Annotated in this window: 14 protein-coding genes; 8 read left to right on the top strand and 6 right to left on the bottom strand. The window is 72.2% G+C overall.

Annotated features, from left to right (window positions below; translation table 11 throughout):
• Positions 1–34 precede the first annotated feature (34 nt).
• Positions 35–1,189 carry a site-2 protease family protein gene (locus tag ABZS40_RS26060; protein WP_354946126.1) on the bottom strand — a complete coding sequence of 385 codons (1,155 nt, stop codon included), beginning with the start codon at positions 1,187–1,189 and terminating at the stop codon, positions 35–37.
• 77 nt (positions 1,190–1,266) lie between these two features.
• Between ABZS40_RS26060 and ABZS40_RS26055 the strand changes: the two genes are divergently transcribed.
• From ABZS40_RS26055 to ABZS40_RS26040, 4 genes are all read left to right on the top strand, one after another.
• Positions 1,267–2,181: a PD-(D/E)XK nuclease family protein gene (locus tag ABZS40_RS26055; protein WP_354946125.1), complete on the top strand. Its 915-nt coding sequence runs from the start codon at positions 1,267–1,269 to the stop codon at positions 2,179–2,181.
• Positions 2,182–2,394: 213 nt separating this feature from the next.
• Positions 2,395–3,081, top strand: coding sequence for a response regulator transcription factor (locus tag ABZS40_RS26050; protein ID WP_354946124.1), 687 nt, complete (start codon positions 2,395–2,397; stop codon positions 3,079–3,081).
• Positions 3,082–3,436: 355 nt separating this feature from the next.
• On the top strand, positions 3,437–4,204 hold the full coding sequence (locus ABZS40_RS26045; protein WP_354946123.1) for an ABC transporter ATP-binding protein: 768 nt from the start codon (positions 3,437–3,439) through the stop codon (positions 4,202–4,204).
• On the top strand, positions 4,204–6,759 hold the full coding sequence (locus ABZS40_RS26040) for an FtsX-like permease family protein (protein ID WP_354946122.1): 2,556 nt from the start codon (positions 4,204–4,206) through the stop codon (positions 6,757–6,759). Before ABZS40_RS26045 ends, ABZS40_RS26040 begins: the two co-directional genes overlap by 1 nt.
• 48 nt (positions 6,760–6,807) lie before the next feature.
• Here the strand turns inward: ABZS40_RS26040 and ABZS40_RS26035 are convergent, their stop codons facing one another.
• The 3 genes from ABZS40_RS26035 to ABZS40_RS26025 form a co-directional block, all read right to left on the bottom strand.
• Complete coding sequence (locus ABZS40_RS26035; protein WP_354946154.1) at positions 6,808–7,458, bottom strand: HAD family phosphatase; 651 nt, start codon at positions 7,456–7,458, stop codon at positions 6,808–6,810.
• Between the two features lie 121 nt (positions 7,459–7,579).
• Positions 7,580–8,323 (bottom strand): neutral zinc metallopeptidase, encoded by a 744-nt coding sequence (locus ABZS40_RS26030; protein WP_354946121.1) that lies wholly within the window; start codon positions 8,321–8,323, stop codon positions 7,580–7,582.
• Between the two features lie 150 nt (positions 8,324–8,473).
• Positions 8,474–8,683 (bottom strand): hypothetical protein, encoded by a 210-nt coding sequence (locus ABZS40_RS26025; protein WP_354946120.1) that lies wholly within the window; start codon positions 8,681–8,683, stop codon positions 8,474–8,476.
• Between the two features lie 218 nt (positions 8,684–8,901).
• Between ABZS40_RS26025 and ABZS40_RS26020 the strand changes: the two genes are divergently transcribed.
• Together ABZS40_RS26020 and ABZS40_RS26015 are read left to right on the top strand one after the other, a co-directional pair.
• Positions 8,902–9,294: a YciI family protein gene (locus ABZS40_RS26020; RefSeq protein WP_238680394.1), complete on the top strand. Its 393-nt coding sequence runs from the start codon at positions 8,902–8,904 to the stop codon at positions 9,292–9,294.
• Entirely contained in the window at positions 9,272–10,555 is a 1,284-nt protein-coding gene (locus ABZS40_RS26015) for a DUF6596 domain-containing protein (protein ID WP_354946119.1), read from the top strand. The genes ABZS40_RS26020 and ABZS40_RS26015 overlap by 23 nt, the downstream gene beginning before the upstream one ends.
• Before the next feature lie 18 nt (positions 10,556–10,573).
• On the opposite strand, the gene ABZS40_RS26010 is transcribed toward ABZS40_RS26015, so the two are convergent.
• Positions 10,574–11,674 (bottom strand): ionic transporter y4hA, encoded by a 1,101-nt coding sequence (locus ABZS40_RS26010; protein ID WP_354946118.1) that lies wholly within the window; start codon positions 11,672–11,674, stop codon positions 10,574–10,576.
• A gap of 89 nt (positions 11,675–11,763) precedes the next feature.
• Between ABZS40_RS26010 and ABZS40_RS26005 the strand changes: the two genes are divergently transcribed.
• Together ABZS40_RS26005 and ABZS40_RS26000 are read left to right on the top strand one after the other, a co-directional pair.
• Positions 11,764–12,126, top strand: a complete 363-nt coding sequence (locus tag ABZS40_RS26005; RefSeq protein ID WP_354946117.1) for a metalloregulator ArsR/SmtB family transcription factor — start codon at positions 11,764–11,766, stop codon at positions 12,124–12,126.
• Complete coding sequence (locus ABZS40_RS26000; RefSeq protein WP_354946116.1) at positions 12,123–12,626, top strand: SRPBCC family protein; 504 nt, start codon at positions 12,123–12,125, stop codon at positions 12,624–12,626. Before ABZS40_RS26005 ends, ABZS40_RS26000 begins: the two co-directional genes overlap by 4 nt.
• Here ABZS40_RS26000 and mug read toward each other — a convergent pair.
• Complete coding sequence (mug, locus tag ABZS40_RS25995) at positions 12,623–13,192, bottom strand: G/U mismatch-specific DNA glycosylase (RefSeq protein ID WP_354946153.1); 570 nt, start codon at positions 13,190–13,192, stop codon at positions 12,623–12,625. The two genes, ABZS40_RS26000 and mug, sit on opposite strands and share 4 nt — an antisense overlap.
• Positions 13,193–13,249 lie beyond the last annotated feature (57 nt).

Here is a 13,249-nt window from a genome sequence, read left to right as displayed (position 1 = left end):
GCGGGGTCGGCGGCGACGGTGGAGGGAGTTGCGGTCACGGTGTCATCTTCCGGTTGGGTTCGAGGAGCTGTGCCAGGTCCGCGATGTGCAGAATGCCGACGACATCTTCGCCTGACGTCACCACGTACTGTGCGCCCGGGTGGGTCTGTACGGCCTCCATCACCCGCTCGCCGTCCCACCCGACCGACAACGTGGGAAGGGTGCCCAGCGACCGGGCGACGGCGTCCACCGCCAACCACGGTCGGCGCTCGACCGGCACCGCGTCGGCGGCGACCGGGTCGACCAGCGCCACCGGTCGACCGGTGGAGTCGGTCACCAGCAGCGCGGCGCCGAACTGCCCGTTCTCGGCGCGTCGACGCTGGGCCTCGGCCAGCGGCGTACCGGTGGCCACCGGCCAGACCGGACGGGCCAGCCGGGCGAGGTCGATCAGCGGGAACCGGCGGCTGACCCGGGCGGCCCGGATCGACTGCCCGGCGCCACGCCAGAGGGTGACGGCGACCAGCAGCATCAGCGGCAGCGCCAGCGGTGCCAGCCGCCGCTCGACGGTGAGCAGCAGGACCAGGGCCGCGGTGCCGACGGCGACGACCCGGCCGGCCCACCCGGCGACCTCGGTGCCGAGGTGCCGGTCACGGGTCAGCCCCCACACGGCGGCGCGCAGCGCCCGGCCGCCGTCGAGCGGCAGCCCGGGCAGGCTGTTGAACAGCGCCACGATGACGTTGCTGACCGCGAGCTGGAAGGCGAGCTGGTGCGCCACGGTCCCCTCGGGCAGGGCGAGCGTGGCGGCCACCGCCAGGACGCCGAGGACCGCGGAGACCGCCGGGCCGGCCAGCGAGACCAGCAGGTCGACGCGGGGCGACGGGGCGTCCCGGTCCATCTCGGTGTAACCACCGAGCAGCTCCAGGGTGATGCCGCGCACACCGATGCCGTACCGCCGGGCGGTGAGGGCGTGGCCCAGCTCGTGCAGCAGCACCGAGCCGAGCAGCGACACGACGAACCCGAAGCCGATCAGGTAGCCGCTGAGCTGCGGCAGGTCCAGTTGTCGGCGGGCGAACTCGCCGTACAGCACCGCGATGAGCACCGCGAGCAGGACCATGGAGCCGTTGAGGTGCAGCGGCACCCCGAACACCCGGCCGACGTTCAGGCCGAGGCGTCGGTCTGGTCGGCGCGGCGGCCTGGTTGTCTGCTCCATCGCCACGATGCTACGGACCGTCGCTGTGTGGGGCGGGCGGCGGTCGGTGTCACACCGGTGCCCTAACCTTTGCCGACATGACGGCGGAATCGGTCACCACCTCCCAGCCCTCCCCCCCGGCGCAGGCGCCGCCGACGGTGCGGGCCTCGCTGTCCCCGTCGCGGGCGGCGGATTTCAAGACCTGCCCGCTGCTCTACCGGTTCCGCAGCATCGACCGGCTGCCCGAGCGCACCACCATCGAGCAGGCCCGGGGCACGTTGGTGCACGCGGTGCTGGAGCGCCTGTTCGACCTGCCGGCCACCGGCCGCACGCCGGAGGCGGCCGGCGACCTGGTGGCCCCCCAGTGGGACCGGCTGGTCACCGAGCAGCCGGAGCTGGCCGGGATCTTCGACGGCGCGGAGCCGGCCGGCCCGGTGGAGTTCCTCCGCTCCGCCGCCGGGCTGTTGCAGGGTTACTTCGCGGTGGAGGACCCGACCCGACTGGAGCCGGCCGAACGCGAGAGCCTGATCTCCGCCGTCGTCGACGAGGAGTTGCTGATCCGGGGCTACCTCGACCGGCTCGACGTCGCGCCGGACGGCGCGCTGCGGGTGGTCGACTACAAGACCGGCGGTGCTCCGCGGGAGGCGTTCGAGGCACGGGCGCTGTTCCAGCTGAAGTTCTACGCCCTGGTGCTGTGGCGCACCCGGGGGGTGGTCCCCCGGGTGCTGCGGCTGCTCTACCTCCGCGACGCCGAGGTGCTGGACTACACCCCCGACGCCGACGAGCTGGTCCGCTTCGAGCGCACGGTGGTGGCGCTGTGGCGGGCGATCGAGCAGGCCACCGCCCGGCAGGATTTCCGGCCCCGGCCGAGCCGGCTCTGCGACTGGTGCAGCCACCAGGCGCTCTGTCCCAGCTTCGGCGGCACCCCGCCGCCGTTCCCGGTCGCCGCGGCGAGCGCCGACCCGCTGCGCGACTCCCGGTCCACACCGGTGGCGCCGGGCGCCGACGAGTGACGGCCTCCTGACCGACGTGTACGCCCGACGCGGCGATTCAGGCCGCCGGGACCGCCTGCCGCACGCCGCCGCACGCCGAAGACCCGACCGCAGCGGTGCCGCCACGGTCGGGACAGGGCGACCGGCCGGCCTCTACGGTGATCCGCGACGCACCGGCTCCGGTGCGCGAGGATGACCGGTGCGCGCCACGACGTCGGCGGGACGGGAGACGAGATGAGCGACCAGGCGCCCTCGGCGCGGCCGGTGCGGATCCTGCTCGCCGACGACCAGCCGCTGTTGCGGACCGGGTTCCGGATGGTGCTGGGCGCCGAGAGCGACCTGGACGTGGTGGCGGAGGCCGGTGACGGCGTGGAGGCGGTGGACCTGTCCCGCCGGCTGCTGCCCGACGTCGTGCTGATGGACATCCGGATGCCCCGGATGGACGGGGTGGCGGCGACCCGGGCGATCGTCGACGCCCGACTGCCGGTACGGGTGCTGGTGCTCACCACCTTCGACCTGGACGAGTACGTGGTGGGCGCGCTGCGGGCCGGCGCCAGCGGTTTCCTGGCCAAGGACGTGCCGGCTGAGGACCTGATCGCGGCGATCCGCACGGTCGCCGGCGGGGACGCGGTGGTGTCACCCCGGATCCTGCGGCGACTGCTGGACCGCTTCGCCGAACTCCTGCCCGACCCGGCGGCGACGCCGTCAGCGACGCTCAAAGCGCTCACCGACCGGGAGCGCGAGGTGCTCGTGCAGGTCGCCCGAGGGCTGTCCAACGCCGAGATCGCGACGGTCCTGTCGGTGAGCGAGACCACCATCAAGACGCACGTCGGGCATGTGCTGACCAAGCTGCGGCTACGCGACCGGGTGCAGGCGGTCGTCCTGGCGTACGAGTCGGGTCTGGTCCGCCCACGGGCGTAGTTCCGCCGGCCCGGGTACCTCACTCGGCGTACTCGAAGATCCCTCCATGGGGGGACGGCTGCCGTTGCCGCCGTCACCTACCGTGACCGGAGATGGCTCGGTTCGGTTGACCCTCCTGTGGCGTCAGGTGCAAGTGTCGGTGCTGCCGCCCGCCGCAGTGGGAAAAAACGGTCGACCGGCAGTCGACTCAGGGGCAACCCTGATGCGGCATGGGGGTGCACCCGCAGCGGGAAATCCGCGCCGGGTCCCCCCAGGGTCGGACGGGGTGGGCGTACTCAGCACCGATGATTGAACAGTCGCGCCGGACCATCGGGGGGCGGCGTGCATTTTCGGACAGACGGAAGAGGTAGATGACGTGACCGCGACGGTAGGCCAGCAGGCGCAGGCCGCGGCCCGGGCGAACGACGTGTGGAAGGTGTACGGCAGCGGCGAGGCTCAGGTCATCGCGCTGCGGGGGGTCAGCGCGGAGTTCGAACGTGGCCGCTTCACCGCGATCATGGGCCCGTCGGGTTCCGGTAAGTCGACGTTGATGCACTGCCTGGCAGGCCTGGACTCGGTGACCCGGGGGACGGTGTCGATCGGTGAGACGACTGTCACCGGGCTGGGCGACGCGGGGCTGACGAAGCTGCGGCGCGACAAGGTGGGCTTCATCTTCCAGCAGTTCAACCTGCTGCCGACGCTGACCGCCAAGGAGAACATCCTGCTGCCGCTGTCGATCGCCGGGCGCAAGCCGGACCCGGCCTGGTACGACACGGTGATCGAGACGGTGGGTCTGACGGACCGGCTGGACCACCGGCCGGCGCAGCTCTCCGGTGGGCAGCAGCAGCGGGTGGCGTGCGCCCGGGCGCTGGTCTCCCGCCCCGAGGTGATCTTCGCGGACGAGCCGACCGGCAACCTGGACTCGCGCTCCGGCGCGGAGGTGCTCAACTTCCTGCGTAACTCGGTGCGGGAGCACGGCCAGACCATCGTGATGGTGACCCACGACCCGACGGCAGCCGCGTACGCCGACCGGGTGGTCTTCCTCGCCGACGGTGAGATCGTCTCGGAGCTGATCGAGCCGACCGCCGAGACGGTGCTGGACACCATGAAGAAGCTGGACACTGCGGCCGAGGTGGGCAACTGATGTTCCGCGCGACACTGAAGAGTCTGCTGGCCCGTAAGGTCCGGCTGATCCTGTCCGGCCTGGCGGTGGTGCTCGGGGTGATGTTCGTCTCCGGCGCGTTCGTGCTCACCGACACGCTGGGTCGCTCCTTCGACTCGGTCTTCGCCGACGGTTTCTCCGAGATCGACGTGAACGTCGCGGCGAAACCGAAGGTGCAGGTCAACGAGATGGAGGGCGAGCAGACCGTCGCCCCGCTGCCGGCCGCTCTGGTGGACCGGGTGAAGCAGGTGCCGGGGGCGGCCTCGGCGACCGGCGTGGTCAACGCCGACGGCGCCCGGGTGATCGGCAGCAACGGCAAGGTCGTCACCTCGTTCGGCCCGCCGCAGTTGGGCGAGAACTGGACCGGCGAGAGCGAGCTGCTGAAGCTGCGTGAGGGGCGCGCGCCGCAGGCCGAGGACGAGATCGTCATCAACAAGGCGTTGGCAACGGCCGCGAAGGTGCAGGTCGGCCAGAAGGTCGGCGTGCTGACCGCGTTCGAGTCGAAGAAGCGGGACTTCACACTGGTCGGCGTCTTCGGCTACAGCGGTGACCGGGATTCGATCGGCGGGGTCAACGAGGTCTTCTTCACCACGCCGGTGGCGCAGCGGCTGATGCTGGGCGAGCCGGACGTGTTCAGCAGCATCACCGTGCAGGCCGCCGGCGGGGTCTCCGACGAGAAGCTGCGCGACGACGTGGCGCGCACCCTGGGCGCGGACTTCGAGGTGAAGACCGGCGAGCAGGTGGCCGCGGACGCCTCGGCCAGCCTGAAGGAGGGCCTGTCCTTCTTCAACAAGATCCTGCTCGGCTTCGCCGCTGTGGCGCTGCTGGTGGGTACCTTCCTGATCCTCAACACGTTCTCGATCATCGTTGCGCAGCGGACCCGGGAGTTGGCGCTGATGCGCGCCATCGGGGCCAGCGGCCGGCAGATCATCGGTTCGGTGGTGCTGGAGGCCATCGCGGTGGGGTTGATCGCGTCGGTGCTCGGCCTCGCCGCCGGCATCGGGGTGGGCGCGCTGCTGGCGTTCCTGTTCGGCAAGCTCGCCGGTGGGCTCACCCTGGCCGGGATCGGCGTGCCGGCGGCTGCGGTGATCGGTTCGTTCGCCGTCGGTCTGGTGATCACCGTGGTGGCGGCGTTGCTGCCGGCGCTGCGGGCGTCCCGGATCCCGCCGATCGCGGCCATGCAGGACGTGGCCACCCCGGACCGCCCGTTGACCAAGATCACGGTGGCCGGGTCGCTGGTCACCGGCGTCGGCGCGGTGCTGCTGTTCCTCGGGCTCAGCGGCAACGCCGGCGGTCAGACGTTGTCGACCATCCTCGGTGGGGTGCTGTTCGCCTTCATCGGCGTGGCGCTGCTGACCCCGCTGATCAGCCGGCCGGTGGTGAGCCTGCTCGGCGCGATCTTCTCCTGGTCGGTGCCGGGCAAGCTGGGTCGGCTCAACTCCGGGCGCAACCCACGTCGTACCGCGATCACGGCCGCCGCGCTGATGGTCGGCATCGCGCTGGTCACCGGCGTCACGGTGATCCTCGACTCGGCCAAGGGCAGCATCAGCGCGCTCGCCCAGGACACCATCAAGGCCGAGCTGGTGATCGCCGGCCAGCAGGGCGGCCCGCGTCCGCCGACCTTCGACCCGGGCGTGCTGGACAAGGCCAAGGCCGTGCCCGGTGTGCGGTTGGTCGACGGCGAGTACGGCGACATGGGGCGGATCGACGGTGAGAGCACCTGGGTCGCGGCGAGCAGCGACATCGCGTCGCTGCGGCAGATCTTCGGCGCGAAGCCGACAGCCGGTGACATCGATCGGCTCGGGCCGACCCAGATGCTCGCCAGCTCGGACACGGCCACGTCCCGTGGCTGGTCGGTGGGCTCCACTGTCAACGTGCAGCTGACCCGGGGCGAGGCACGCACCTACACGATCAGCGGCATCTACGAGTCGTCACAGCTGACCAACCCGGTGACGCTGCCGGCGACCGCGGCGAAGGACTTCGCCATCCCGCAGCCCATCCAGGGCTTCATCCAGCTGGACCCGGGCACCCGGGTGTCCGACGTCCAGCCACAGGTCGAGGCGTTGCTCGCGGACAGCCCCGAGGTGTCGGTGGCCGACCGGGACGCGTTCATCAAGCAGCAGACCAGCTCACTCGACGGGCTGCTCACGATGATCCAGATCCTGCTCGCGCTGGCCATCGTGATCGCCGTTCTGGGCATCATCAACACCCTGGCCCTGTCGGTGCTGGAGCGGACCCGCGAGCTGGGTCTGCTGCGGGCCATCGGCCTGCGCCGCGGCCAGACGATGGGCATGATCACCGTCGAGGCGGTGGTGATCTCGGTGTTCGGCGCTCTGCTCGGCGTGGTGGTGGGCACCGGCCTCGGCGCCGCGGTGGTCGAGGCCCTCAAGGACGAGGGCATCACCGACCTGATCCTGCCCTGGGGGCAGATGGGTGTCTTCCTCGGTCTCGCCGCCATCATCGGCGTGGTGGCCGCGGTGCTCCCGGCCATCCGGGCGGCCCGGATCAACGTCCTGGGCGCCATCGCCCACGACTGACGCCGTGACGCAGAAGGGGCCCCCGTCGCGGGGCCCCTTCCGCGTCCGTCAGGCCGCGGCCCGATCGGTCAGCAGCGCCGCGAGCAACTCCAGGTCCGCGCCGGTCAGACTCTCCACCTGGTGTACGCCGACAGTGCTCGGCAACGCCACCTCCGCCGGTACGGCCAGCACCGCCGCGCCCGAGGCCACCGCGCTGGCCACGCCGGTCGGCGAGTCCTCGATCGCCACGCAGCGCTCGATCGGCACACCCAGCAGCCGGGCCGCGGTCAGGTAGGGCTCGGGGTGCGGCTTGGCCGCCACCACCTCGTCGCCGGCGACAACAGTGTCGAAGTTGTCCCGACCGAGGGTGTCGAGGGCGACCTCGACCAGCGCCCGTGGGCTGGAGGTGACCAGCGCGGTGGGGATCCCCGCCGCGCGGACCGCGCGCAACAGGTCGAACGCCCCCGGCCGCCAGGGCAGACCGGTACGGAACAACTCCAGGATGCGGGCGTTGATCCACGCCGCGCTGATCTCCGGATCACGTTCGGGTTGCCCCAGGTCGTCGTGCAGGATGCGCATCGACTCGGCCATGGCGGTGCCGATGATCGACTGGCGGGCGTCGAGGGAGAGTTCCCCGCCGTACTCCTTCGCGAGTTCCTGCAACGCGACGTCCCACAGCTTCTCGCTGTCGACCAGCGTGCCGTCCATGTCGAAGAGCACAGCGGCGGGGTGATGGCTGCTCAGCGGAACCTCCAGGGTCGTGACCGACACCGGCGATCCTGCCAGCACCTTCCGTGGCCGGTGGCGGCAACGGGCGCCAGGGTGATCCGGGCAACCCCGTTCAGCCCAGGTCGCACTCCTCCAGCGAACCCTCGTACCCCCGGAAGAACATGTCGGTGCGCTGCTCGGCGGTGCCGTGCGCCCCTTCCGCGAACCACGGCTGGTCCGGGTCGTCGCCGACCGCCGCCACCCCCTCCCGGAACTCGTCCAGGTCGCCCTCGGCGAGGGTCAGGGCACCCGAGCGCACCGAGTCGCCGAGGTACGCCCCGGCCATGCAGTCGGCCTGCAACTCCTGCTGGATGGTGAAGCTGTAGTTGATGCCGAGCCGCACCTGGATGGCGTGCGCGTACTCGTGCCCGAGCAGGTAGAACACGAACGCGTCGCCGACCTGGCGGAACGCCGCCACCGACCAGGCGACGTCGTACGCGATGAAGTCGCCCTGCGAGCAGTAGACGGCGTTGTTGCGGGGCAACGACTGGCCGCCGCAGGACACCTCGCCCTCGCGCTGGTACGGGGTGATCCGCCGGATCGGTCGGAACCGCTGCCCGGACTCCTTGAACTGGGCCGCCCAGTACCGCTCGGCGACCGCCTGCGCGTCGGCGACGTCCTGCTCGAACTCGGCGACGCTGGTGGTGCTGTCGGCCCGGGTGGTGCTCGGCCCCGGCGAGGCGGCCGACGGGTTCGCCCCGGGGCGCTCGGCCTCCGGCTCGGCCAGCCCACCACCGGCGCAGGCGAGGGAGACCAGGGCGGCGATCAGCAGTCCCGCCAGCGGGCCCCGCGCGTCGCGTCCGAACCGTGCGCCCACTGTGCCTCCCCAGACATCGGTGCTCGCGCCGCGATGTACCCCGACGATACGACCGCCACGCCCATCACCGATTCACGCACGAGGTGGTCGGACGGTTCACGCCCGGTGGTCCCGGGTCGACTGCGCCGCTCGTACGGCCGGTAGGGTCGCTCAACCGCCCGACTCCCGGTCGCGCTGCCACGTGTCGCCCTGGTCACCATGCCGCTCGGCCTCGTACCGCTGCTGCCGCGCCCGAGCGTCCCGCCCAGCCCGAAGGTCGTCACCCCCAACCTCTCGGATCCGCCCCCGCCGCACGACAACGCCAACCGCCACACCCGCCACCACCACAAAGATCCCGACCACCACCCACACCACAGTCATCCCGCCAACCTAGGCCCGACGCACCACCCCCGGACCCCGTTGATCATGAAGTTGGCGTCATCCCACTCGGCGTGTCGTGACGCCACCTTCATGATCACCGGTTCGGGTGAGGGGTGGGAGACCTGGGGGTGTGTCCGGATGCGAGGGGTGGGTTCGACGTTCTCTGTGGGGGCGCCGGGGTGGTGTCCCGCAGGAGGAGGGGGAGAACCGTGAAGTACATGATTTTGCTCTATGGGTCCCAGCAGGACTATGACGTGCTGTCGGGGCGGGCTTCCGACCGGCCGGCGATGTCGGCCGAGCAGATCGCGGCGATGCACCAGCACATGGAGACCTTCCACCAGGCGCTGGCCGAGTCCGGCGAGTTGGTCGACGCCCGGGGCCTGAGCGAGCCGGTGCACGCCCGCCGGGTGCAGGTGCGCGAGGGAGCACCAGTGGTCACCGACGGCCCGTACCCGGAGACGCAGGAGGTCCTCGCCGGTTACACCATCGTGGAGTGCGCCAGCTTCGACCGGGCCACCGAGATCGCCGCCGGACTGGTCGACCCGGACGCCCCCGGTGGGTACGTGGACGTGCGGCCGGTGCTCGACGGTGTCGAGGACCTGGCCGGCTGACCCGGTGCCGGAGATTCCCGCCGAGGACCTGCTGCGCGAGCTGGCGCCGCAGGTCCTCGGCGCGCTGGTCCGCCGCTACGGGCACTTCGACACGGCCGAGGACGCGGTGCAGGAGGCGCTGATCGCAGCGGCGGAGGGTTGGCCGCGCGACGGCGTACCGGACAATCCGCGGGGCTGGCTGATCACCGTGGCGTCCCGTCGGCTGACCGACCTGCTGCGTCGCGAGCAGGCTCGGATGCGGCGGGAGGACACGGTGGCCCGGTGGGTGCTGCCGGAGCAGTGGCGTGCCCCCGCCGCCGACCGTCCGCCGGCGGACGCCGACGACACACTCATCCTGCTGTTCCTGTGCTGCCACCCGTCGCTGTCGGCGGCGTCGCAGATCGCGCTCACCCTGCGGGCGGTGGGCGGGCTGAGCACCGCCGAGGTGGCGCGCGCGTTCCTGGTGCCGGAGGCGACGATGACCCGGCGGATCAGTCGGGGCAAGCAGCGGATCCGCGACAGTGGGCTGCGGTTCGCGCCGCCCACCGGTCCGGAGCGCGCCGACCGGCTCGCCGCCGTGCTGCATGTGCTCTACCTGATCTTCACGGAGGGGTACGCCCGCACGGCCGGGCCCGGGCTGCTGCGCGCCGACCTGACCGCCGAGGCGATCCGGCTGACCCGTCTGGTGCGCCGGCTGGTGCCTGAGGATCCCGAGGTGACCGGGCTGCTCGCGTTGATGCTGCTCACCGACGCCCGCGCGCCGGCCCGGATCGGCGCGCACGGTGAGCTGGTGCCGATGGCCGAGCAGGACCGCTCCCGGTGGCGGGCCGACCAGATCGCCGAGGGGGTCGAGTTGATCACCTCGGCGCTGTCGCGCGGGGTGGTCGGGGCCTACCAGCTCCAGGCGGCCATCGCGGCCGTGCACGACGAGGCGCCCAGCGCGGCAGCCACCGACTGGGCGCAGATCACCGCCCTGTACGAGGTGCTGCTGGGGATGTCCGACAACCCGGCGGTGGCGCTCAACCACGCGGTGGCGGTGGCGATGAGCCGGGGCGCGCCGGCCGGGTTGGCGCTGCTCGCCGACCTGGCCGACGACCCCCGCCTCGCCGACGACCCTCGACTGCCGGCCGCCCGCGCCCACCTGTGGGAGCGGGAGGGTGAGCGGGTCGCCGCGCGGGAGGCGTACCGGATGGCGGCGGCGCGCTCGACGAACCTGGCGCAGCAGCGCTACCTGAACGCCCGCGCCGAGCGTCTCGGGGGCGACCCGCCGCCCGCCGGCTGATCCGGCGGGCGGTGCGGGTCACGGGCTGGCGGCCAGGAAGACGAAGGCGGCCATCAGCACGAGGTGTACGCCGCCCTGCAACACGTTGGCCCGGCCGGGCACCACGGTGAGGACGGCGGTCACGGCGGTGAGCGCGAGCAGGGCGAGCTGGGTGCCGCCGAGGCCGAGCAGCAGCGGGCCGTCCAGCCAGATCGAGGCGATCGCGATGGCCGGGATGGTCAGGCCGATGCTGGCCATCGCCGAGCCGAGCGCGAGGTTCAGGCTGATCTGCACCCGGTCGCGGCGGGCGGCGCGGGCGGCGGCCAGGGTCTCCGGCAGCAGCACCAGCAGGGCGATGATCACGCCGACGAACGCGTGCGGCAGGTTCGCCGCGGCGACGCCGGCCTCGATGGTCGGTGAGACGGTCTTGGCGTCGCCGACCACCGCGACCAGCGCCACCAGCAGCAGCCCCAGGCTGACCAGCGCCGCGCGGGTGGTCGGGGGCTTGGCGTGCTCCTCCGCGTCGATGACCTGGCCCCGGCTGTCGACCGGCAGGAAGTAGTCGCGGTGCCGGCCGGTCTGCACGAGCACGAAGAGCCCGTAGAGCGCCAGCGAGGCGACGGCGGCGAAGGCGAGCTGGGCCGGGCTGAACTCCGGGCCGGGTCGGGCCGTGGTGAAGGTCGGGATGACCAGACTCAGGGTGGCCAGGGTGATCACCGTGGCCAGGGCTCCGCCGGTGCCCTCCGGGTTGAACACCGCGACGCGACGGCGCAGCGCCCCGAGCAGCAGGGACAGGCCGAGTATCCCGTTACAGGTGATCATGACGGCGGCGAAGACGGTGTCCCGGGCGAGCGACTGGGTCTTCTCCGGCCCGCTGATCATCAGCGTGACGATGAGGGCGACCTCGATCACGGTGACAGCGACGGCGAGCACCAGCGACCCGTACGGCTCCCCCACCCGGTGGGCGACCACCTCCGCGTGGTGCACGGCTGCGAGCACGGCGCCTCCGAGCAGCACCGCGACCACCACGATGACCGGGCCGGGCAGGTTCCGTCCCCAGGTGACGATCAGTACCAGGACGGCGAGCACGGGTACGGCGAAGGTCCAGTCGGTCAGGCGGGAGCGAAGCAGGGCGGCCATGCCGTACAGAGTGCCAGGTCAGGTGATCATGTGCCCACCATCGACGCAGGGATGGCGAAGACCCGTAACCTGTAGGTTACGCTTCCGGGATGGATGAGGTGGCCGTCGCGATCGCCGACCCGGTACGGCGGCACATCCTGACCATGTTGCGCGCCGAATCTCTGTCCGCCGGCGAGATCGCCCAGCGGTTCACGATCAGCCGGCCCGCCATCAGCCGCCACCTGCGGCTGCTGCGCGACAGCGGGCTGGTCCGTGACGAGTTGGTCGGACGGCGGAGGATCTACCGGCTCGATCCGGGCCCGCTCGCCCCGCTGCTCGACTGGCTCACCGCGCTCACCACAGTCGACAGGTGGGGCCGGCACCTCGACGCGTTGGAGACCGAGGTCTATCGCACCCGCCGAGAGCGCCGCAGCCGCGGCCCGGCGGAGCACCGAAGGGAGCACACGGCATGATCCGCACACCCGCCGGACGCCTGTTTCGCACCGACACCGGCCACGATCTCGTCCTCACCCGGACCTTCCGCGCCCCGGCGGCGGACGTCTGGGCCAGCCTGACCGAGCCGGAGCGTACGGCCCGCTGGTTCGGCCCGTGGGAGGGCGACGCCGGGCCCGGACGGACCATCCGGGTCCAGATGGCGTACGAGGAGCAGCAGCCCTGGTGCGAGGTGCGCATCGACGCGTGTGAACCGCACCAGCGCCTCGCCGTGTCGATGGTCGACAGCTACGGCAGCTGGCTGTTGGAGCTGTCGCTGACCGAGAGCGACGGCGCCACCGAGCTGCGGTTCGTGCAGCACCTGAGCAGCGTCGAGGGCATCGCCGAGGTGGGCGCCGGTTGGGAGTACTACCTGGACCTGCTGGTCGCCTCCCGGGACGGCTCGCCCCGCCCGGAGTTCGACGACTACCACCCGGCGATGCAGCCCTACTACCAGGGGCTGGTCGCCGCGGCCGGCTAGGGGTCGAGTTCCCGCCGCAGCTTGGCGAACTCGACGGTCAACGCCGGCAGCGGAAAGTGCGCGTTCAGGCCGCTGGGGTTCGGCAGCACCCAGACCCGGGCCGGCCCCAGCCGGTCCGGTCGCGGGCCCAGCCCGGCCCTCGGTCGGGCGAAGGCGATCCGGTACGCGGTCACCCCGAGGATCGCCACCCAGCGCGGCCGGTAACGCTCGGCCTTCACCGCCAACCCGGTCACCCCGGCCACCAACTCCTGCGGGGTCAGCTCGGCGGCGCGGGCGGTGGCCCGGTTGCTCAGACTGGTGATGCCCAGACCCTGCCGCAGCAGCTCGTCGCGTTCCCACGAGTGCAGCTGGCGGTCGGTGAAGCCGGCCCCGTGCAGGGCCGGCCAGAAGCGGCTGCCCCGGCGGGCGAACGGCTCCCCCACCGCAGCCGAGTAGAGGCCCGGGTTGAAGCCACAGAACAGCACGCGCAGCCCGGGCCCGATGATGTCCGGCAGACCCCGGCCGGCCGCCGCCGCCACCTCCTGCGGGGTCGGCCGCCGCGGCGGCCCCGCACGTTCCGCGTCCACCCCACCGATCCTGCCGTACGCCCCGGTGCCGGACCCGGCGCACCGCTTGACACCCTC

Source organism: Micromonospora sp. NPDC005324, assembly GCF_040607155.1.
Classification (GTDB): domain Bacteria; phylum Actinomycetota; class Actinomycetes; order Mycobacteriales; family Micromonosporaceae; genus Micromonospora; species Micromonospora trifolii.
Note: the sequence above shows the minus strand (reverse complement) of the source record. Positions and strands in the feature narration are given on the sequence as shown.